The 19,827-nt window shown below is 65.1% G+C and carries 19 protein-coding genes and 1 pseudogene; 4 read left to right on the top strand and 16 right to left on the bottom strand.

The genetic code is table 11. The annotated features are described in order from the left end of the window. Window positions 1-110: 110 nt before the first annotated feature. Window positions 111-878 (top strand): annotated as a pseudogene (locus QJT78_RS20670) (adenylate/guanylate cyclase domain-containing protein); the annotation flags it as partial. A 185-nt stretch (window positions 879-1,063) separates the two neighbouring features. Here the strand turns inward: QJT78_RS20670 and QJT78_RS20675 are convergent. From QJT78_RS20675 to proB, 10 genes are all read right to left on the bottom strand, one after another. Next, window positions 1,064-1,564, bottom strand: coding sequence for an RNA pyrophosphohydrolase (locus tag QJT78_RS20675; protein WP_028149996.1), 501 nt, complete (start codon window positions 1,562-1,564; stop codon window positions 1,064-1,066). Between the two features lie 63 nt (window positions 1,565-1,627). Next, complete coding sequence (locus QJT78_RS20680) at window positions 1,628-2,131, bottom strand: RNA pyrophosphohydrolase (protein ID WP_028149995.1); 504 nt, start codon at window positions 2,129-2,131, stop codon at window positions 1,628-1,630. Window positions 2,132-2,203: 72 nt separating this feature from the next. After that, on the bottom strand, window positions 2,204-3,427 hold the full coding sequence (locus QJT78_RS20685; RefSeq protein WP_028149994.1) for a divergent polysaccharide deacetylase family protein: 1,224 nt from the start codon (window positions 3,425-3,427) through the stop codon (window positions 2,204-2,206). A 145-nt stretch (window positions 3,428-3,572) separates the two neighbouring features. Next, complete coding sequence (locus QJT78_RS20690) at window positions 3,573-4,928, bottom strand: S41 family peptidase (RefSeq protein WP_014490597.1); 1,356 nt, start codon at window positions 4,926-4,928, stop codon at window positions 3,573-3,575. After that, complete coding sequence (locus tag QJT78_RS20695) at window positions 4,925-6,241, bottom strand: peptidoglycan DD-metalloendopeptidase family protein (protein WP_281460286.1); 1,317 nt, start codon at window positions 6,239-6,241, stop codon at window positions 4,925-4,927. The genes QJT78_RS20690 and QJT78_RS20695 overlap by 4 nt, the downstream gene beginning before the upstream one ends. 32 nt (window positions 6,242-6,273) lie before the next feature. Continuing rightward, the gene (gene rlmH, locus QJT78_RS20700; protein WP_028149992.1) at window positions 6,274-6,756 is read right to left on the bottom strand and encodes a 23S rRNA (pseudouridine(1915)-N(3))-methyltransferase RlmH; all 483 of its coding nucleotides are present in this window, start codon (window positions 6,754-6,756) and stop codon (window positions 6,274-6,276) included. A gap of 93 nt (window positions 6,757-6,849) precedes the next feature. Then, entirely contained in the window at window positions 6,850-7,206 is a 357-nt protein-coding gene (gene rsfS, locus QJT78_RS20705) for a ribosome silencing factor (RefSeq protein ID WP_028149991.1), read from the bottom strand. A gap of 208 nt (window positions 7,207-7,414) precedes the next feature. Beyond that, window positions 7,415-8,059: a nicotinate-nucleotide adenylyltransferase gene (locus QJT78_RS20710; protein ID WP_028149990.1), complete on the bottom strand. Its 645-nt coding sequence runs from the start codon at window positions 8,057-8,059 to the stop codon at window positions 7,415-7,417. A 23-nt stretch (window positions 8,060-8,082) separates the two neighbouring features. Beyond that, window positions 8,083-9,378: a glutamate-5-semialdehyde dehydrogenase gene (locus QJT78_RS20715; RefSeq protein ID WP_028149989.1), complete on the bottom strand. Its 1,296-nt coding sequence runs from the start codon at window positions 9,376-9,378 to the stop codon at window positions 8,083-8,085. 146 nt (window positions 9,379-9,524) lie between these two features. After that, a complete protein-coding gene (gene proB / locus QJT78_RS20720; RefSeq protein ID WP_028149988.1) occupies window positions 9,525-10,646 on the bottom strand; it encodes a glutamate 5-kinase in 1,122 nt (373 codons plus the stop codon). Between the two features lie 193 nt (window positions 10,647-10,839). Between proB and QJT78_RS20725 the strand changes: the two genes are divergently transcribed. Then, the gene (locus QJT78_RS20725) at window positions 10,840-11,805 is read left to right on the top strand and encodes a Bug family tripartite tricarboxylate transporter substrate binding protein (RefSeq protein WP_038943174.1); all 966 of its coding nucleotides are present in this window, start codon (window positions 10,840-10,842) and stop codon (window positions 11,803-11,805) included. Between the two features lie 254 nt (window positions 11,806-12,059). Here the strand turns inward: QJT78_RS20725 and QJT78_RS20730 are convergent, their stop codons facing one another. From QJT78_RS20730 to QJT78_RS20740, 3 genes are all read right to left on the bottom strand, one after another. Then, window positions 12,060-13,694, bottom strand: coding sequence for an alkaline phosphatase family protein (locus QJT78_RS20730; RefSeq protein ID WP_028149986.1), 1,635 nt, complete (start codon window positions 13,692-13,694; stop codon window positions 12,060-12,062). Window positions 13,695-13,931: 237 nt separating this feature from the next. Next, window positions 13,932-14,972: a GTPase ObgE gene (obgE, locus tag QJT78_RS20735; protein ID WP_028149985.1), complete on the bottom strand. Its 1,041-nt coding sequence runs from the start codon at window positions 14,970-14,972 to the stop codon at window positions 13,932-13,934. Between the two features lie 85 nt (window positions 14,973-15,057). Next, window positions 15,058-15,540 (bottom strand): MaoC family dehydratase, encoded by a 483-nt coding sequence (locus tag QJT78_RS20740; protein WP_014490587.1) that lies wholly within the window; start codon window positions 15,538-15,540, stop codon window positions 15,058-15,060. Window positions 15,541-15,658: 118 nt separating this feature from the next. On the opposite strand from QJT78_RS20740, the gene QJT78_RS20745 reads away from it, so the two are divergent. Continuing rightward, complete coding sequence (locus tag QJT78_RS20745; protein WP_028149984.1) at window positions 15,659-16,573, top strand: DMT family transporter; 915 nt, start codon at window positions 15,659-15,661, stop codon at window positions 16,571-16,573. Window positions 16,574-16,758: 185 nt separating this feature from the next. On the opposite strand, the gene QJT78_RS20750 is transcribed toward QJT78_RS20745, so the two are convergent. The 3 genes from QJT78_RS20750 to rplU form a co-directional block, all read right to left on the bottom strand. Next, window positions 16,759-17,352 (bottom strand): GNAT family N-acetyltransferase, encoded by a 594-nt coding sequence (locus tag QJT78_RS20750; protein ID WP_038943175.1) that lies wholly within the window; start codon window positions 17,350-17,352, stop codon window positions 16,759-16,761. 143 nt (window positions 17,353-17,495) lie between these two features. Continuing rightward, entirely contained in the window at window positions 17,496-17,765 is a 270-nt protein-coding gene (gene rpmA / locus QJT78_RS20755) for a 50S ribosomal protein L27 (RefSeq protein WP_011083253.1), read from the bottom strand. Window positions 17,766-17,862: 97 nt separating this feature from the next. Beyond that, complete coding sequence (gene rplU / locus QJT78_RS20760; protein WP_028149982.1) at window positions 17,863-18,252, bottom strand: 50S ribosomal protein L21; 390 nt, start codon at window positions 18,250-18,252, stop codon at window positions 17,863-17,865. A 332-nt stretch (window positions 18,253-18,584) separates the two neighbouring features. Between rplU and QJT78_RS20765 the strand changes: the two genes are divergently transcribed. Beyond that, window positions 18,585-19,718 carry an ROK family protein gene (locus QJT78_RS20765; protein ID WP_028149981.1) on the top strand — a complete coding sequence of 378 codons (1,134 nt, stop codon included), beginning with the start codon at window positions 18,585-18,587 and terminating at the stop codon, window positions 19,716-19,718. The last annotated feature ends 109 nt before the right edge of the window (window positions 19,719-19,827 follow it).

The following is a 19,827-nucleotide window of genomic DNA, read 5'->3' on the forward strand; positions in this document are numbered from 1 at the left end:
TGAAGCTCTTGCCCGGGAAACAAACTCAAACTAACAGTCCCTTGTCCTGCCTCGCGGGTGGAGGAATTTGACTGACCACACCCGGAGGAATTTGAAGTGACCCGCGGGGTCTGGCCGGCGACTATTCCGCCTCCGGCGACTACAAGGCCTTCGCGCTCAACATCGGCGGCTTCACAGGCGCGGCGTTGAACCAGCCGACCGAGGAAGCCGCGCGCAACATGGCGCTCGAGCAGTGCCAGAAGCGCGCCGATGCCGCGCAATCGCCGCGACGTTGCGAGCTCTATGCGGTCGGCAACGACGTCGTCTACACGCACGGCAAGCCGCCGATGCCGCCGCAGCCCTGGGTGCGCCACGACGCCATGACTGAGCGGGCCTTCGCGCCGAAGGATTTTCCGATGGTGCGCGATCCGGCAAAAGTCCGGCTCGAGAACATGTTCGTGCCGGCGGCGAAATCCCGCGCCATCGCGCTCGGCCCGGGCGGTCAATATTTCATGGTGCTGGGCGCGTCATCCGTCGACGATTCGACGCGGCGTTCGCTGGAATCGTGCGGCGCCATCGCCGGCGTGGCCTGTCTGATCGTCGCGGTCGACGACAATTTCGTCGTGCCGATCCCGACCCTGCTCAGGATCACCGGCTTCTTCCATGCCGCGTCCAACGCCTCGATCGCGGCCGACGCGCGCGCCGAGGTCGTGCGCAAGCTCGCCGATGGCATGGGCTGGAACGCAGTCGCGGTCGGGACCGCGGGCCGGCCGGGCCTCGGCCTGAAGGCCGCAGACGAGCAGACCGCCGTCAATTCCGCGCTGGCCGACTGCGCCAAGCGCGACAGCGATTGCCACGTCATCGCGATCGGCCCGTTCACGGTCGGACCGACGAATTAGAGCTTGCTGCGATCGGAGAGAGCGTTGCTGTTGGCCCAAACAGCTCTGCAAGGGAGTTTTTGACCGCCGCCACGCCGCTTGCGCCCCGCGGCCGATTCTCTCCGACGCTTCAAAAACTTCGCAACGACCACTGCCCATCGCGCCGGCAATCGCCGGCTATTGTGCATGGGGTTGTTTTCGCAGTTTTAGTTTGCGAAGGGCGCAAACTGCTGCGCGACCGCGCGATAGACCTCGCGGCGGAACGGCACCACGAGATCGGCGACGCGGTCGAGCCGCTCCCAACGCCAGGCGTCGAACTCCGCGGGCTGTTCGTTGCGCGGCGTCAGCGGATCGATCTCGTCGTCGCGGCCGGTGATGCGCAGCGCGAACCATTTCTGGCGCTGCCCGCGGAACTTCGCCAGCCGGTGCGTCTGCGGCCCGTCGTAGGGCGGGAATTCGTAAGTCAGCCAGTCTGTCTCGCCGAGATAGTCCGCACTCTTGACGCTGGTCTCTTCCCAGAGCTCGCGCAGCGCCGCATCGCGCAGGTTCTCGCCCTCATCGACACCGCCTTGCGGCATCTGCCAGTCGAGGCCCGGCAGGATGATTTCGGGGCCGTCGCCCTTGAAGCGGTGACCGATCAGCACGCGGCCATCGGCATTGAAGAGGGCGATCCCCACGTTGGGACGGTAGGGCTTTTGATTGGTCACGCGCGCGTCTTTCATCGTCATTCCGGCGATGCATTAGCACCGAACCCGGGATGACGATTTGATTTATTCATCCGCCAGCGCGGAAAATTCCTTCACGACGCGCTCATAGACCGGGCGCTTGAACGGGATGATCAGCCCGGTCAGGTTCTTCATCGGCTCCCAGCGCCAGCTCACGAATTCGGCCTTGTGGCCGCCGCCGGGCTTTTCGACATTGATCTCGCTGTCCTTGCCGGTGAACCGGACCGCGAACCATTTCTGGCGCTGGCCGCGATAGCGGCCCTTCCAGGCGCGCCCGGCAACCGTGCGCGGGATGTCGTAGACCAGCCAGTCCGGAACCTCGCCGAGCCGCTCGACCGAGCGCACGCTGGTCTCCTCATAGAGCTCGCGCTTGGCGGCCTCCCAGGTGTCCTCACCGGGATCGACGCCGCCCTGCGGCATCTGCCAGACATGGGCGTCGTCGACATGCTCGACGCCACCGGCGCGTCGGCCGATGAACACCAGACCCTTCTTGTTGATCAGCATCACACCGACGCAAGTACGGTAGGGCAGATCCTCGTAACGCGCCATTCCGCCAGACCTCTCGCGTGTTTTTGGTGGGTATGCCGGCCCCGAGGGCCCGTGCCGTACCAATCCGTTGATTTAGCTGGATTTTGATTTCAGCATCGCTGTTGTCAATGGCACCAAAAGGATACCCCGGTCACTCAATGTCTTGGTCCAGCTGCCGATGCGTTCGATCGAGACCGGCAGGGCGGAGGCGGTGCCGATGGCGACGCCGCGCTCGCGCGCCATCGATTCGAGCTTGTTCAGGGCGCGGTCGATCTCCGCGGGTGTCGGCACCACATCGATCGCGATGTCGCCCTTGCCGAACGGCATCGCCTGGCTGCCCGCGGCCTGGGGCGCGATGCTGCGCGGCGAGGAGCCGTCGTCGAAGAAGCCGAGGCCGCGCTTGGCCGCCTCGCGGATGATCGGCTGCATCGCGGCGTCGGTCGCCACGAAGCGGGCGCCCATGAAATTGGTGAGGCCGGCATAGCCCTGCATCCGGCTCAGGTGCCAGTACAGGCGGTCCATGTTCTGGTCGGTGGTGAGCGAGGTCAGCAGCGTCTGCGGGCCCGGGTCGTTGTCCGGGAAGTCGTAGGGCTCCATAGGGATCTGGAGGAAGATCTCGTGGCGCTGGGCGCGGGCCCGCTCGGCGAGCTTGCCGGGATCGGCGCCATAGGGCGTGAAGGCCAGCGTCACCGCCGGCGGTAGCCGCATGATCGCGTCAGTGGTCTTGGCCGCGCCGACGCCGAGGCCGCCGATCAGGATCGCGACCACGGGCATCTTCGCGGCCTTGGCGCGGTCGGCATCCGCCGCATAGACGTTGAACGGCTTCGCGCCCTCGGCGGTTACGGGGATCATGCCGTAGCGCGATTTTTCCAGCAGTTTCGGGTCGATCCCGGCCATGACGGGCGGTGGGGCGGAGGCGGCGGCCGCGTCGCCCTTGTCGGCGGCATCGCCGCCACCGATCACCACGTCGTGGCGCGTGCCGGTGGAACCGTCGATCATGGTGACGGTCTTCTGCTCGCCAGCCTGCTTCGGCGCCTCCTTGGCCTCGTGCTTGTTCTCTGGCTTGCTCTCCTGGCCAAGGCCCGCGGCGGCCGGCTTCTCGTCGGTGGCCCTGGGCTCGCGGATCGCAATCCGCGTCATCGGCTCGCCGCCGAGCGGATCCTTGTTGAAGATGGCGAAGCCGGCGAAGGCGACCAGGAACAGGCCAAGCATGACCGCGAGGGCCTGCATGGCTGTGAACGGCAGCCGCAGCCGCCGTTTCCGGCGCGGCTTGTCCTGTCCGAGCGGGGCGCTCAGATCATCGGCCGTTTCAGTCATGCGAGATCCCGAATCACTCCCGCCGACGATACCACGCCGAGGTCAAGCGGCGTCAGGCCGGGATAGGCCGGGGGTCGCAGGAGCCCCAAGCAAAAAGGGCGGCTCCGGGAGCCGCCCTTTTCGAGAGATGAGATGACGCGCCGACTTAGTTCGCCGCTTTGGGCTTGTCGGTCGTGGCCTTGTTGTCGCCCGGCGTCGGCGCCGCGGAGGCGCTGTTCTTGATGCCGTGGAGCAGGTCGTCCGCGAGCTTGAGCGCCTTGTCGTCCTTGGCGTCCGGCGGAACATAGGACTGCGAGCCGGTCTTCTCGTCGCCGTCGTTCTTGAGATGGCCGCGCAGCGAAGCCTCGCCCTTGGTGTCGGTGCGCGACTTCAGCTCGTCCGGCACGTCCTGGAGCACTTCGATGTCGGGCACGATGCCCTTGGCCTGGATCGACTTGCCCGACGGCGTGTAGTAGCGCGCCGTGGTCAGACGCAGTGCGCCATTGCCCGAGCCGAGCGGAATGATGGTCTGCACCGAGCCCTTGCCGAACGAGCGCGTGCCGACGATGGTCGCGCGCTTGTGGTCCTGGAGAGCGCCGGCGACGATTTCCGATGCCGAAGCGGAACCGCCATTGACCAGCACGATGACAGGCTTGCCCTTGGTGAGGTCGCCCGCATGCGCGGTGCGGCGCTGGGTCTCCTCGGCATTGCGGCCGCGGGTCGAGACGATCTCGCCCTTCTCCAGGAACGAGTCGGAGACGGTGACCGCTTCCTCGAGCAGGCCGCCCGGGTTGTTGCGGAGGTCGATGATGTAGCCCTTCAGCTTGTCGCCGATCTGATTCGAGAGGTTGGCGACCTCGCGCTTCAGGCCTTCGGTGGTCTGCTCGTTGAAGGTGGTGATGCGGATATAGGCGATGTCGTCGGCCTCGATGCGCGCGCGCACCGAGCGGACGCGAATGTTGTCGCGCACCAGCGTGACGTCGATCGGATTGTCCTGGCCCTTGCGGATGATCTTGAGCTTGATCTTGGTGTTGACCGGACCGCGCATCTTCTCGACCGCCTGGTTCAAGGTCAGGCCCTGCACGGCTTCGTCGTCGAGATTGGTGATGATGTCGTTGGCCATGACGCCGGCGCGCGAAGCGGGCGTGTCGTCGATCGGCGAAACCACCTTGATCAGGCCGTCCTCCATCGTGACTTCGATGCCGAGGCCGCCGAACTCACCGCGGGTCTGCACCTGCATGTCGCGGAAGCTCTTGGCGTCCATGTAGCTCGAATGCGGATCGAGGCCGGTGAGCATGCCGCTGATCGCGGATTCGATCAGCTTGGTGTCATCGGGCTTCTCGACATAGTCCGAGCGCACGCGCTCGAACACGTCGCCGAACAGATTGAGCTGGCGATAGGTGTCTGCGGTGGCGGCTCGCGCGCTGGAGCCCATGAAGACCGCGCGCGGCTGGGTCACGAACAGCGTCAGCGCAGCACCGGTGGCCGCGCTGAGGAGGATAACTGAAGTCTTGCGCATCATCCGCGAACCTTCTCGCCTTCATTTGCGGCCCACCATGGGCCTGGATCGATTGGAGTGCCGTCCTTACGGAACTCGACATACAGCACAGGTTGACTCGCGTTCGTGGCGAGAATGGAGGCGACTTGAGAGGTCGACCCCATAGTCGCGACCGGTTCCCCCGTGAGCACAAACTGACCGATGTTAACCGAAATGCGCTCCATCCCGGCGATCAGGACATGATACCCGCCCCCGGCGTTGAGGATCAAGAGTTGTCCATAGCTGCGGAACGGGCCTGAATAGACAACCCAGCCATCACACGGCGTCGTGACCTGGGAGCCGGGCCTGGTTGCCAGCGAAATGCCCTTCTGGACACCGCCGACCCCGTCGGAACCGCCAAAATCCCTGATCTTGTTACCGTTAACCGGCAGAGGCAGGAGCCCCTTGGCCGCCGCGAAGGCGATCGCCGGGGTGGTCCGGGACCGGTCCTTGAAAGTCCCCGGACCGGGCTTGGCGCTGGCGGCCGCCTTGGCCTCGGCCTGCTTGGCGGCCTCGGCGGCGCTCTGCAGATCCTGCTCCATCTTGGTGATCAGCCCCTGGAGATCGCCGACCTGCCTGGAGAGCGCGATGGCGCGCGAGTTCTCGGCGTCGAGGTCTTTTTCACGCGACGCCTGCTGGCGCTGCCGCTCGTCGACCAGGGCGGTGAGCCGGGTCTGGTCATTGCGGACCTTGTCGCGGTCGGTGGCGAGCTGGTCGCGTTCGGCGGCGATGTTCTTGCGCAAGGCCACGAGCTCGCCGAGGTCGCCCGCGAGCTTCTCGGCGCGGCCGCGCAATTCCGGCACCACGGCGCCGAGCAGCATGGCGGTGCGCAGTGATTGCAGCGCGTCTTCGGGCCGCACCAACAGCGCCGGCGGCGTGCGCCGGCCGGCGCGCTGCAACGCTGCCAGCACCTCGACGATGTCGGCGCGGCGCGACTCCAGCGAGGTGCGCATCTGCTGCTCGCGGCCGTTGAGCGAACGCAGCCGCGCTTCGGCTTCGTCGATCTTGGTCTCGACGGCCCGCACATTGGCTGCGGTGTCGATCAGCTGCTGATTGAGCTGGGTGCGGTCCTGGCCGAGCGAGCTGATTTCGGCCTTGAGCTTGGCCTGCGCTTCCTCGGCGCTCTTCTGCCTCGCGCGGGCGGCCTCGAGCTCCTGCTCGCGCTGCTTGATCGCATCGGGCGAGGCGGCCGCCGTCTGTGGCGCGGGCGCAATTATCTGACCTTGCGTCTGAGCTTGCGCGAGGCTTGCGCCCGTAACGCCGGCGATCAGCAGCAGGTTGAGGATCGGCGCTCGCATCGCTTTACGCAAAGGTGCTCGTTGTGCGCGCATCATGCGCGGTGATAGGGGTGGCCGGCCAGAATGGTGGCGGCCCGATAAAGCTGTTCCAGAAGCATGACGCGGACCATTTGGTGCGGCCAGGTCGCAGAGCCGAACGCGATCGCGAGCTTGGCCTTACGGCGCAATTCGGGCGAAAGTCCGTCCGCCCCTCCGATCACGAAGATAGTATGTCCGGCACCCTCGTCGCGCCAGCGCCCGAGGTGCCGTGCGAATACGGTGGAGTCGAGATTCTGGCCGCGCTCGTCCAGCGCCACCAGGATCGATTTTTCCGGGATGTGCGCACCGATCGCCGCGGCCTCTTCGGCCATCCGAGTCGCGGTGTCGCGCGCACGGCTTTCGGGGACTTCGTGGATGGTGAGCTCGCGGAATCCGAGCTTGCGGCCGGCTTCGTCGAACCGCTCGAAATAGCGGTCGGCAAGCTCCCGTTCGGGGCCCTGCTTCAGCCGGCCCACCGCAATGACAGCAACGCGCATGATATCTTCAGGTCGTGTTTCAAGACCGCGCGCAATATGCGCGCGCACGACGCTAGCATGCGCGTCAGCCGATTCGAAATCGGCTCGATGAGCCTAGATCGCCTTCGCCGCCCCAGGGCCCTGGGTGTACAATCTCTCGAGATTGTAGAACTCGCGGACCTCGGGTCTGAACACGTGCACGATCACATCGCCGGAATCGATCAGCACCCAGTCGCAATTGGGCAAGCCCTCGACGTGGATGTTCTTGATGCCGTTTTCCTTGAGGCCCTTGGCGACGTTGTCCGCGATCGCACCGACGTGCCGGTTCACCCGGCCGGTGGTGACGATCATGTAGTCGGAGTACGCCGATTTGCCGCGAAGGTCGATGGTGACCGTCTCTTCCGCCTTCATGTCGTCGAGGCGGGAGAGGATCAGGCTCAGCGTCTTGTCGGCGCCGGGTTGCGCCTTCAAGGCCGCAGCTTTGGTCGATGTTTTACGCGCCGGTTTCGCTACCTTGGGTAAAACAGACTTGGACAATACAGATGTGGTCAGGGACCATTCCTTTCACTGTATCGCGAACGCCGAATCCGACGCTCACCGGTTACACTACATCATGTGGGGTTAAGGGTTTCAATATGCCAGAGAGTCCGAAATCCCCACAACGTCCACACACTTCGTCTCACTTCGGACCTTTCCAGCTCCCGTCCGGGTTCCGCAAGCCGGTCGAGGACAGGTTCAGTTTCAACCCGGTCAGAAAGACCCAGGCCGGCGCCGGCCGATCCGCAAGCAATGCCGCGTCCGTCTCGGGCACGCGGTAGCGTGCAAGGGCCTGGGCAGCGGGCGAGGCGAGGGCGCGAAAACTCTGCGGCGGGCGATCGATGACCGCAATCGGCACCTGGTCGGCGATGCGCCGCCAGTGCTGCCAACGATGGAATTGAGCGAGATTGTCGGCGCCCATGATCCAGACAAAGCGCAAGCCACTGAGACGGCGGCGCAGGGTGTTGATCGTGTCGATAGTGTAGCGGGTACGAATGACGGATTCGAGACAGCTCACCTCGATCCTGGGATCGTCGGCGACGTCGCGCGCGGCCTGCATGCGCGCGCCGAGCTCATGCAGCGTGCCGTTCTCCTTCAGCGGATTGCCCGGCGTCACCAGCCACCACACGCGGTCGAGTCGGAGGCGTTTCAGCGCGAACTGGCTGATGGCGCGATGGGCCTCGTGCGGCGGATTGAACGAGCCGCCGAGCAGGCCGACGCGCATGCCTTCGGTGTAGGGCGGAATGGCCTGCGCGAAGAAACGTGGCGCGACGAAATTGTTACTCAATGCCCCACGCCTCGCGACATGACTTACGGCCGCGTCTGACCTGTGCCGTGGACGCGATATTTGAAGCTCGTGAGCTGCTCGGCGCCAACAGGACCACGGGCGTGGAATCGGCCGGTGGCGATGCCGATCTCGGCGCCGAAACCGAACTCGCCGCCGTCGGCGAACTGCGTCGAGGCATTGTGCAGCACGATCGCGGAATCGACCTCGCTCAGGAATTTCTTCGCAGCAGCCTCATCCGCGCTCACGATCGCGTCGGTGTGATGCGAGCCGTGGTTCTGGATATGCGCGATCGCGCCGTCGACACCGTCCACCACCTTCGCCGCGATGATGGCGTCGAGATATTCGGTGTCCCAATCGTCTTCGCTGGCAGGCTTGACGCGCGCATCGGTCTTCTGCACGGCGGCGTCGCCGCGCACTTCGCAGCCGGCCTCGATCAGCATCTCGACCAGCGGCTTCAAATTTTTGGCGGCAGCGGCGCGATCGACCAGCAGCGTCTCGGCCGCGCCGCAGACGCCGGTGCGGCGCATCTTGGCGTTGAGCACGATCGACTTCGCCATGGCGAGGTCGGCGCTGGCATCGATATAGACGTGGTTGACGCCTTCGAGATGCGCGAACACGGGCACGCGGGCTTCCTGCTCGACGCGCGCGACGAGGCTCTTGCCTCCGCGCGGAACGATCACGTCGATGGCGCCGTTCAACCCTGACAGCATCATGCCGACCGCCGCGCGGTCGCGCGTCGGCACCAGCGTGATCGCCGCCTCGGGGAGGCCCGCTTCACGCAGGCCCTGGACGAGACATTCATGGATCGCGCGGCACGAACGAAAACTGTCGGAGCCGCCGCGCAGGATCACCGCATTGCCGGACTTCAGGCACAGCACGCCGGCATCCGCCGCAACGTTCGGCCGGCTCTCGAAGATCACGCCGACGACGCCGAGCGGCACGCGCACGCGCTCGATGGTCATGCCGTTCGGCCGCTGCCAGCTCTCGGTGACGATGCCGATCGGATCGGCGATGCCGCGCACGATACCGATGCCCTCGGCCATCGACTCGACGCGCGCAGGTGTCAGCGTCAGGCGGTCGATGAAGGAGGCGATCATGGTGCCCGAGGCCCGGGCATCCGCGACGTCCTCGGCATTGGCGGCAAGGATCGCCGCAGAATTCGCGCGGATCGCCCGCTCCATGGCCTCGAGCGCCCGGTTCTTCTGCTCCGGCGGCGCCAGCGCCAGCACGCGCGCGGCAGCGCGGGCACGGGCGGCGAGATCGGACATCAGCGCCTGGAGATCGGCATTGCCGTCGACGGCTTTGAGGGGGGCGGCCATTGGAGCTTCAACCTTTTGCTAAGGCGGTGTCCTAGCATGGAAATCCCGCGTCTGCGAAGGGTCGGGAGGGTATGGCTGGTCTCTCCGGCGAGGCGCCGGCTAGGTCATTGGCCCAGCAAATTCAGTGAAAAGGGCCGTCGCGGCCCTTACCCGCCCACCACCAGATCGTCGCGGTGGATCATCTCGGACCTCCCGCTGATGCCGAGGATGGCCATCACGTCCGGGGACGAGCGGCCCTTGATCCGCTCGGCGACCTCGGCATCGTAGGCGATCAGGCCGCGGCCGACCTCGCTGGTGTCAGGGCCGCGCACGATCACGGCATCGCCGCGGGCGAACTGGCCTTCCACCTTGATCACGCCGGCCGGCAGCAGGCTGGCGCCGGCACGCAGCGCCGTCACGGCGCCGGCATCGATGGTCAGCGTGCCCTTCGGCTCCAGCGTGCCCGCGATCCAGCGTTTGCGCGAGGTGATGGGGTTGGCCGGCGTCAGGAACCAGGTGCAGCGGCCGCCGTCGGCGATCGCCTGCAGGGGATGCTCGATCTTGCCCGAGGCGATCAGCATATGCGTGCCGCCCGTCGTGGCGATCTTGGCGGCTTCGACCTTGGTGCGCATGCCGCCGCGCGACAGCTCGGACTCGGCGTCGCCTGCCACGGCCTCGATCTCCGAGGAGATGCTGTCAACCACGGGAATGAGTTTGGCGTTCGGATTGTTCTTCGGCGGGGCGTCGTAGAGCCCGTCGATATCGGACAGCAGCACCAGCAAATCGGCGCTCGCCATGGTGGCGACGCGCGCGGCGAGGCGGTCATTGTCGCCGTAGCGGATCTCGTTGGTGGCGACCGTGTCGTTCTCGTTGATGACGGGGATTGCGCGCCATTCCAGCAGCTTGCCGATGGTGGAGCGCGCATTGAGATAGCGGCGGCGCTCCTCGGTGTCCTGGAGCGTGACCAGGATCTGCCCCGCACCGATGCCGTGGGCCCCGAGCACCTCCGACCAGATCCGCGCCAGCGCGATCTGGCCGACCGCGGCGGCCGCCTGGCTTTCCTCCAGCTTCAGCGGGCCGCGCGGCAGCTTGAGGCGGCTGCGGCCAAGTGCGATCGAGCCCGAGGACACCACGAGCACGTCGCGGCCCTCGCGATGCAGCTTGGCCATGTCGTCGGCGAGCGCGGCGAGCCAGGAGGCGCGCACCTCGCCCTTGTCGGAATCGACCAGCAGGGCGGAGCCGACCTTGACGACGATGCGGCGGAATTGACTGAGTTCGGGGCTGGCCATGTGTGTTTGTATTGGCGCGTGTGACGAATTGCTCTGCATCGGAAACGGCGGAGCGACAGGCGGCGCCGGTTAAGGCCTGCTTTTGCAGCAGGACGATGGCCGGCGCAAGGCGGTCGAAATGGTAAACGGCGCTTGTCCGGGACGCTCGCCTGGCTCTAATTGTCGCCAACCATAATGGGCAAAGAGGAAACCGATGGATCGCCGCAACTTCATCGCCGGATGTCTCGGGTTGCCGCTGTTGGCGCAGGCGGGCGGATCGCAAGCGCAGGCCGGGCTGACAAAGATGATCTTCCCGTTCGCGGCGGGGGCGGGCGGCGACACGCTGTGCCGGCTGATCGCGCAGGAGATGGCGCCGGCGCTGCAGCGGACCATCGTGGTCGAGAACCGTACCGGCGGCGACGGCCTGATCGGCATCAAGGCGGTGAAGGGCGCGAGTGCCGACGGCAGCATGGTGCTGGTGACGACCGGGCCGACCATGTACCTGCTGCCGATGGTGGAGACGACGCCGAGCTTCGACACGGCCAGGGATTTTATGCCGGTGTCGCTGCTGGCGCGGTTCGAATTCGCGCTCGTGATCGGTCCGGGGATCGATGCCACGGATTTCAAGTCATTCGTGGCATGGCTGAAGGCGCATCCGGACAAGACGTCGTTCGGCGTGCCGAGCAACGGCACTATTCCGCATTTCGCCGGCTCGAAACTGGAGAAGGATCTCGGCATTCCCCTGAGCCGCGTGCCCTATCGCGGCAGCGCGCCGATTCTCAACGACCTCGTCGGCGGCCATCTGCCGTTCGGAATCACCACACTGGCCGATGCGCTGCCGCAGCATCGCGCCAAGGGCGTGAAGATCATCGCGGTCGCGAGCGCGGAACGTTCGCCCTTCGCGCCCGAGGTCCCGACGCTGAAGGAGAGCGGTATCGATCTCGTCGCGGATGCCTGGTACGGCATGTGGCTTCCCGCCGGCAGCCCGCCGGACTTCGCCGGCAAGCTCGGCGCCGCCGCGAGTGCCGCGCTCGCCAGGCCCGAGGTGAAGGAAAAGCTTACCGCGATCGGGCTGATCCCGGTCGGCAGCACCGCGGATGGCCTGACCAAGGAGCTCGCCGCGAACACGGCGTTCTGGCAGCCGATCGTGAAGGCGACGGGGTACAAGATCGAGAATTGAGGCGCTGCTTGTGCTCCATACTCCGCCGTCATGGCCGGGCTTGTCCCGGCCATCCACGCGCATCAGCGATCGACGCAAGACGTGGATGCCCGGGTCAAGCCCGGGCATGACGAGTGGAGAGAGCCGCGCGCTCTTTCTATCTCCGCATCCTAAGGGGCCGCAAAGCAGCGGCGTCTCGAAGGATGAAGGGCCAAGGTGCAGCGGGGGCCTGCATGGTTCGAGACGGCGCTTCGCGCCTCCTCACCATGAAGGTTTTAGAGCTTCGCGCGCTGCGCGATGCCGTCCTTGATCGACGCGAGCTCGGCTTCGTCCCAGACACCGATCAGGATCCCGCCCTTCACCTGGAGCTGGTTGTCGGCATAGTTAGCGATCTTCTCGCGCGGCGTGGTGATGTGATCGTTCGGATGCAGCGCCCAGTCGAACAGCTCGGCCTGAAGGCGCGCGATGATGCCGGCACACTCCGGATCGTCGCCGCGATCCAGAAACTCTTCCGGATCGGTTTCGAGATCATACAGCATCGGGCGGAAGCCGGAGGCGTGGATGTACTTCCAGCGGCCGTCGAACACCATGAACAGGCGGCAGCGCTCGATCGGCTGGTTCAGCTTCAACCGCACATCCTGCATGGCGTAGTCGTATTCGGAGAACGCGACCTTGCGCCAGTCGGACGGCCTCTCGCCGCGCAGCAGCGGCAGCAGCGAGCGTCCTTCGAGAATGTGGCCCGGCACCTTGCCGCCGAAATAATCGACGAAGGTCGGTACGAGGTCGATGCCTTCCACCAGCGCGTCGCTGCGCGTGCCACGCGTGGCGTCGGCTTCCCTGGAGGGATCGATGACGATCAACGGAATTTTCGCCGACTGCTCGTGGAACAGATCCTTCTCGCCCATCCAGTGATCGCCGAGATAGTCGCCATGATCGGAGGTGAACACGATCATGGTGCTGTCCAGCAGGCCGCGCGCCTCCAGAAACTTCATCAGCACGCCCATCTGGTCGTCGATCTGGGTGATCAGGCCCATATAGGTCGGGATCACCTTCTCGCGGGCCTCGTCGCGTGCCATGTTGCGGGAGTAGCGCATGTCCATGTAGGCGCCGAACACCGGATGCGGATTCTGGCGTTCGCGCTCGGAGCGGATCGCCGGGATCATGTCATCGGTCGAATACATGCTCGCGTAGGGTTCGGGAGCGATATAGGGCCAGTGCGGCTTGATGTAGGACAGATGCAGGCACCACGGCCTGCCGTCGGTCTCGGCCTCGCTGATGAAGTCCATCGCGCGCCGCGTCATGTAGGGCGTTTCGGAATGCTCGTCCGGCACGCGCGCGGCCTTGTCGGCATGCACCAGGAGCCAGCCGTTCTGCAGGGAGCCGTCGTCCGCCGCGCCTGAATTCGCCCAATGCTCCCAGGGATTGGTCGCCTCGAATCCCTGGCTGCGCAGGTACTCATCGTATTTCGGGCGCGGCCGTCCGGTCGGATGCAGGCCGTCGTCACGCTCATAAGGCTCGAACCCGCATTCGGCGACGTGCACGCCGATCATCGATTCCGGCGGGATGCCGAGCGCCTTCATGCCCTCGAGATCGGGCGCCATGTGGGTCTTGCCGACCAGCACGTTGCGCACGCCGATCTTCTTGAGGTGGTCGCCGAGCGTGGGCTCGCCGACGCGCAGCGGCCAGCCGTTCCAGTGCGAGCCGTGCGAGCGCATGTAGCGTCCGGTGTAGAACGACATCCGCGACGGGCCGCAGATCGGCGACTGCACATACGCCTTGCTGAAGAGCACGCCACGCTTGGCCATGGCGTCGATGTTGGGCGTCTTCAGCGTCGGATGGCCGGTACAGCCGAGATAGTCGTAGCGAAGCTGGTCGCACATGATCCAGAGAACGTTCTTCGCGCGCGCCATGCTTCGCCCCTGCCGTTTCTTGATCTTTTAATGCTGCGCTATCGCGGTCGCGATGACAAGCCAGTGATGCGCGCGCCCGCGGCCGCAGACTCCGCTGTCGTCCCTGCGAAAGCAGGGACCCATAACCCCAAGACGTAGTTTTGCGAAGGCTCGTCGTTCGGTACTACGACCATTCGCAATCTAGAGATCACGCGGTATGGGTCCCCGCCTTCGCGGGGACGACCGTGGGGAGAGAGATCAGGCTGACCACGGCTCCGCTTCGGCCGCGCTCTTCGCCTTGGCCGATACCGGGGCCTCGCCGATCACGTCGACAAGCGCGCGCAACGCTTCCTTCACGCCGTCGCCGGTGATGCCGGAGAGCAGCAGCGGTGTCTTCTTGGCGGCGCGCTTCAGCCGGTCCTTCTGCTTCTTCAACTCGTCCGGCTCGACCGCGTCGATCTTGTTCAGTGCGACGATCTCGATCTTGTCGGTGAGCAGCCCGCCATAGGCATTGAGCTCCGTGCGAACCGTCTTGTACGCCTTGCCGGCATGCTCGCAGGTCGCATCGACCAGATGCAGCAACACGCGGCAGCGCTCGACATGGCCGAGGAAGCGGTCGCCGAGGCCGGCGCCTTCATGCGCGCCTTCGATCAGACCGGGAATGTCCGCCAGCACGAATTCGCGGCCGTCGGAATTCACGACGCCGAGCTGCGGATGCAGCGTGGTGAAGGGATAATCGGCGATCTTCGGCTTGGCCGCGCTGACCTTGGAGAGGAAGGTCGACTTGCCGGCATTGGGCAGGCCGACCAGGCCGGCATCCGCGATCAGTTTCAGCCGCAGCCAGATCCAGCGCTCCTCGCCGGGCTGGCCGGGATTGGCGTTGCGTGGCGCGCGATTGGTCGACGACTTGAAATGCGCGTTGCCGAAGCCGCCATTGCCGCCCTCGGCCAGCACGAATTTTTCGCCGACATCAGTGAAGTCGTGGATCAGGGTCTCGCGATCCTCGTCGAAGATCTGCGTGCCCACGGGCACCTTCAGCACGATGGCCTTGCCGTTGGCGCCATGACGGTCCGAGCCCGAGCCGTTCTCGCCCTTCTGGGCCTTGAAATGCTGCTGGTAGCGGTAGTCGATCAGCGTGTTGAGGCCGTCGGCGACCTCGATGACCACGTTGCCGCCGCGGCCGCCATTGCCGCCGGAAGGACCGCCGAATTCGATGAACTTCTCGCGGCGGAACGCCACGCAGCCGTTCCCGCCGTCACCGGAGCGGATATAGACCTTTGCTTCGTCGAGGAATTTCATGGGCCATAGGTAGGGCAGGCGGTCCCGCGCGGCAACCCGGACTTATCCCTGAATCGGCCGAAATCCTGCGAATTTGACCCCGTGCTTAACCTGCAGGCCGTCTCCGGATCAGGAATTTCTGCATCCCCTCCAGCACCAGCTCCTTGCGCTGGTTGAATACGGTGCTTTTGAGCGTCACCGCGCCGGTCGTGCGACCCGGCACCAGCTCCGTGACCTCGAGCGCGGGATAGATGGTGTCGTCGGCGAACACCGGTTTGAGGAACCGGCTCGATTGTTCGAGGAAGCCGACCAGGGAGTCCTCGACCATGAACGGAAACAGGCCTGCGCCGGGCGCGGTGTGGATCAAGGTCTGGAAGCCGTGGGCGAGCAGATGCGGCATGCCGCGGCTGCGGCAATATTCCACGTCGTAATGCACGGGATGGGTGTCGCCGCTCGCGGTCTGGAAGGCGGCGAACACCGCCGAGGTCTGGGTGCGGCTCGGCAGCACGAAGCGCTCGCCGACCACGAAATCCTCAAACCAGCGTTGCGCGGGGATCATGCGATGCCGGGTCGGGTCGAAGTCGGTCATGTCCATGCTCTCTCGTTGGGGAGGCGCCTATCGCTATCGCGCCGCGAAGAGTGCGACAATCCGTTCAATCAGCAGATGCGGGCTTGTCCGGCGCGCTCACGTGATTAAAACGGCGCCAATGCCCTTCTTCAAGAATCTCTCCGCCTATGACGACCGCTCCGCGCGCCTGGCCGGCATTGCGCTGATGGTGCTGTCGATCTTCATGTTCTCGTTCGGCGATGCCATGGGCAAGTTCCTGGTCGGGACTTATTCGGTGGGGCAGCTGCTATTCCTGCGCGCCTGCGCGGCGCTGCTGCTGCTGTCGCCGTTGGTCTGGCGGCAGCGTCACCAGTTTCTGCATCTGGAGCGGCCGTGGCTCCAGCTGTTTCGTGTCGTGCTGTCGACGCTGGAAGTGGCCGCCTTCTTCCTCGCGACGGTCTATCTGCCGCTCGCCGACGTCATCACCTATTATCTCGCGGGCCCGATCTTCGTCACCGCGATGTCGGCGATCTTCCTGGGCGAGAAGGTCGGCTGGCGGCGCTGGACGGCGATCCTGATCGGCTTCTGCGGCGTGCTGATCGCGTTGCGGCCGTCGGCGCAGACGGTCAGCCTGCCGGCGCTGATCGCGCTCGGCGGCAGCCTGTCGTTTGCGACCCTGATGCTGATCACACGCAGCCTGCGCAAGACGCCCGACATCGTGATGGCGTCGTCGCAATTCATCGGCACGTTCTCGCTGGGTGCCGTGCTGTCGGCATTCCACTGGGTGCCGCCGACACCGGGCAGCCTCGCGATCTTCGCACTGGCGGGGTGCGTCTCGGTGACGGCGCTGTTCTGCGTCAACCGCTCGCTCAAGCTGGCACCGGCCAGCGTCGTGGTGCCCTATCAATATTCGATGATCGTCTGGGCCGTGATCTTCGGCTTCGTCGTGTTCGGCGACGTGCCGTCGATTGCCACCATCATCGGCGCCGCCATCATCATCGGCGCCGGGTTCTACATTTACTTACGCGAACGCGATCTCGGCCGCCCCAGCAACGAGGTGAATCCGCCAGCGTAGGTGCAGCTACACCGTCGTCCCGGGGCGCGCGAAGCGCGAGCCCGGGACCCATACCCACAGGACGTCGTTTTGCGATAACTCGGAGTGGGAGCTTTGCGCCACACTTCTCCCTGGGATTATGGGTCCCGGGCTCGCGACTTCGTCGCGCCCCGGGACGACAGTGGAGAATGGAGCAGCTCTCCGCCCTACCTCATCCGTCTCGCACTGCTCCAGTTCTTGAGCGACGGCCACACGCCGCGTGAGAGGCGGAAGCAATCGACCGGCGTGGACGAGCCCAGCGCGAGGAAGCGATGCAGCTGGACGCCGCTCCACTGGAAGCCGCACTTCTCCAGCACGTTGCGCGAGGCCGGATTGGTGACGCGCGCACCCGCATAGAGATGATCGTCCTCGAACTCCTCGAAGAAGAAGTCGATCGCGCCGCGCGCCGCCTCGGTGGCAAAGCCCTGGCCCCAATGCTCGACGCCGAGCCAGTAGCCGAGCTCGGCATTGTCGGGCGTGGAGCGGTCGATGCCGACCATGCCGACCGGCCCGGTGTCGTGCTCGATCAGGAACACGGTCTCGCTGCCGAGCGCGGCGGTGGCGCGGACGAATTCGACGGCGTCATCCTGCGAATAGGGGTGAGGAAGGCGACGGGTGTTTTCCGCGACACGGCGGTCGTTGGCGAGGTGGGCGATGGTCCTGACGTCGGCGAGAGTCGGGCGCCGCAACGTCAGCCGCTCGGTGGCGACGACGCTCGGTCTCGCCTCCCGCAAGGTCACGCTCGAGAAATCCTGCAACATGTCCGGCTCCGTCAAAGTCACTAAGTGAAAAGTGAGCAAGTCAAACGAAAGGGGAGGCCGGTTTCCCTGCCTCCCCTGGAGCCGTCTCGTGGACTCCGCCGGTTCGGTCAAGGACCCGGCGGACTCCAAATTTGGTCCACCGTCTATTCAGCCGCCTCGGCGATCGGGAGTACCGATACGAATGTGCGGCCGTTGGCTTTGGCTTGGAACGTGACGCGACCCTCGATCTTGGCGAACAGAGTGTGGTCCGTGCCCATGCCGACATTAAGGCCGGGATGCCAGGTGGTGCCGCGCTGACGCGCAATGATGTTGCCGGGAATCACGACTTCGCCGCCGAACGCCTTGATGCCGAGGCGCTTGCCCTTCGAATCGCGACCGTTGCGCGATGATCCGCCTGCTTTTTTGTGAGCCATGGCTCGTCTCCAAAATCCTGCGTATTTCTAGATCAATTCCTTGACGGAATCATTTCACAATTTCTCACGCATCAATTCGTGATTGCGCGTGATCAAATTATGCGGCGGCTTCTTCCTTCGCCTCTTCCTTGGCGACCTTCTCCCGCTTCGGACGCGGGCCCTTGGTGGGCTTGGCGCCGTCCGTCAGGATCTCGGAGATACGGAGGACCGTGATCTCGTCGCGATAGCCGCGCTTGCGGCGCGAATTCTTGCGGCGGCGCTTCTTGAACGCGATGACCTTCGGCCCGCGCTTGTGGTCGAGCACCTCGACCGCAACGGACGCGCCTGCGACCGTCGGGACGCCCAGGACCGGCGTGTCACCGCCGAGCACCAGAACTTCATTCAGCTGTATGATCGAGCCGACTTCGCCTTCGATCTTGCCTACTTCGAGAACATCATCCGGCACGACGCGGTATTGCTTGCCGCCGGTTTTGATGACTGCGAACATCGTTTTTTCTCCGTGTTCAAATCCCGGCCTCGCGACGAGACTCGTCCGGGCCGGCTTTTTGTCAGTCGCTATGGGTTTATGCGCGTTTTGTGCGGGCGGGAGTTATCCCTTTGAAAACCCACGCAAAAACAAACAGCGCGAGAAACGCCCCGCGCCGGTTGCGGGGACTTATAGCCGCAGATCGCCGCAAGTCAAGGAAAACCACCGAAAACGGCCCGGATTTGAAGGATTTGGGCCGTCGGCCGGCCCGGACTCGAATCTCGGCCGGCGCTGCAACTTCCGGGTTCCCGCGCCGTTGTCCCGGCCGGAACAGCTAACCGGGCAGGGCTTTCATGGCAACGGACGAACTGGTCAAGACGACGACGGGCATCGCCGCCCACGGCGCGGCGCGGCTGCCGTCGGTGGACATCGACAGCTTCAACATCGAGATGAAGGACGAGGACGGTTTCCTCGGCGACCGCGCCAGCAAGGGCGCGTTCCGCGAAATCCTCGAGCGCTGGCGCAAGCCGCTGCGCAAGTCCGGCGAGGACCCGTTCGGCAAGGAGCCATCGGATGAGATCAGCAAGAAGACGCTGGACGCCATCCTGATCGGCGATGACACCGAGGCCTGGGCCGTGGTGCATAGCGCCATCGAGGACTTTGCCCAGGAGCTCGCTTACGTCACCCGTCGCTTCCTCAAGAGCAAGGCCTGGGCGAAGACCGAGCGCATCGTCGTCGGCGGCGGCTTCCGCGATTCACGGCTCGGGGAGCTTGCGATCGCGCGCACCGAGATCATCCTCAAGGCCGAGGATTTCAAGATCGACATGGTGCCGATCCGCGCCCATCCCGATGAAGCCGGATTGATCGGCACACTGCATCTGGCGCCGTCATGGATATTCGAGGCCCATGACAGCATCCTCGCCGTCGACATCGGCGGCACCAACATCCGCTGCGGCCTGGTGGAGACCGGCTGGAAGAAGGCCAAGGACCTCTCGAAGGCCAAGGTGGTGAAATCCGAGCTGTGGCGTCATGCCGATGACGAGCCGACCCGCGAGGGTGCGGTGAAGCGGCTCACCAAGATGCTGAAGGGGCTGATCACCGAGGCCGAGAAAGACGGCTACAGGCTCGCGCCGTTCATCGGCATCGCCTGTCCCGGCGTGATCAACGAGGACGGCTCGATCGAGAAGGGCGCGCAGAACCTGCCGGGCAATTGGGAGAGCAGCAAGTTCAACCTGCCGGCGAGCCTGATCGAGGGCATCCCCGAGATCGGCGAGCACGACACCGCGATCCTGATGCACAATGACGGCGTGGTTCAGGGCCTCTCCGAGGTCCCGTTCATGCAGGATGTCGATCGCTGGGGCGTACTCACCATCGGCACCGGGCTCGGCAATGCCCGCTTCACCAACCGCCGCAAGGAGAACGGCAACGGAAAAGACCGGGATTCTACTGAGAACGGCAAGAAAAAGGGTAAGGCGGACAAGGAGTAACCTTGACTGGTTAGGTTAAGGACCGGATTGCGTTGCGGCGCACAGGACACTCGCTACGGTCGAATCGTCGCCTCACCCTGGCCGGCGAAGCCGCCCTTCCCAGCCAGTA

The organism is Bradyrhizobium sp. Mp27, from assembly GCF_029953005.1.
GTDB classification, from domain to species: domain Bacteria; phylum Pseudomonadota; class Alphaproteobacteria; order Rhizobiales; family Xanthobacteraceae; genus Bradyrhizobium; species Bradyrhizobium barranii.

Coding starts and splice junctions, on each gene's coding strand:
- rpmA (WP_011083253.1), bottom strand. CDS start 17,765: ATGGCTCACAAAAAAGCAGGCGGATCATCGCGCAACGGTCGCGATTCG.
- QJT78_RS20690 (WP_014490597.1), bottom strand. CDS start 4,928: ATGATGCGCAAGACTTCAGTTATCCTCCTCAGCGCGGCCACCGGTGCT.
- proB (WP_028149988.1), bottom strand. CDS start 10,646: ATGGCCAGCCCCGAACTCAGTCAATTCCGCCGCATCGTCGTCAAGGTC.
- rlmH (WP_028149992.1), bottom strand. CDS start 6,756: ATGCGCGTTGCTGTCATTGCGGTGGGCCGGCTGAAGCAGGGCCCCGAA.
- QJT78_RS20695 (WP_281460286.1), bottom strand. CDS start 6,241: ATGCGAGCGCCGATCCTCAACCTGCTGCTGATCGCCGGCGTTACGGGC.
- rplU (WP_028149982.1), bottom strand. CDS start 18,252: ATGTTCGCAGTCATCAAAACCGGCGGCAAGCAATACCGCGTCGTGCCG.
- obgE (WP_028149985.1), bottom strand. CDS start 14,972: ATGAAATTCCTCGACGAAGCAAAGGTCTATATCCGCTCCGGTGACGGC.
- QJT78_RS20745 (WP_028149984.1), top strand. CDS start 15,659: ATGCCCTTCTTCAAGAATCTCTCCGCCTATGACGACCGCTCCGCGCGC.
- QJT78_RS20740 (WP_014490587.1), bottom strand. CDS start 15,540: ATGACCGACTTCGACCCGACCCGGCATCGCATGATCCCCGCGCAACGC.
- QJT78_RS20730 (WP_028149986.1), bottom strand. CDS start 13,694: ATGGCGCGCGCGAAGAACGTTCTCTGGATCATGTGCGACCAGCTTCGC.
- QJT78_RS20765 (WP_028149981.1), top strand. CDS start 18,585: ATGGCAACGGACGAACTGGTCAAGACGACGACGGGCATCGCCGCCCAC.
- QJT78_RS20715 (WP_028149989.1), bottom strand. CDS start 9,378: ATGGCCGCCCCCCTCAAAGCCGTCGACGGCAATGCCGATCTCCAGGCG.
- QJT78_RS20680 (WP_028149995.1), bottom strand. CDS start 2,131: ATGGCGCGTTACGAGGATCTGCCCTACCGTACTTGCGTCGGTGTGATG.
- QJT78_RS20750 (WP_038943175.1), bottom strand. CDS start 17,352: ATGTTGCAGGATTTCTCGAGCGTGACCTTGCGGGAGGCGAGACCGAGC.
- QJT78_RS20685 (WP_028149994.1), bottom strand. CDS start 3,427: ATGACTGAAACGGCCGATGATCTGAGCGCCCCGCTCGGACAGGACAAG.
- QJT78_RS20725 (WP_038943174.1), top strand. CDS start 10,840: ATGGATCGCCGCAACTTCATCGCCGGATGTCTCGGGTTGCCGCTGTTG.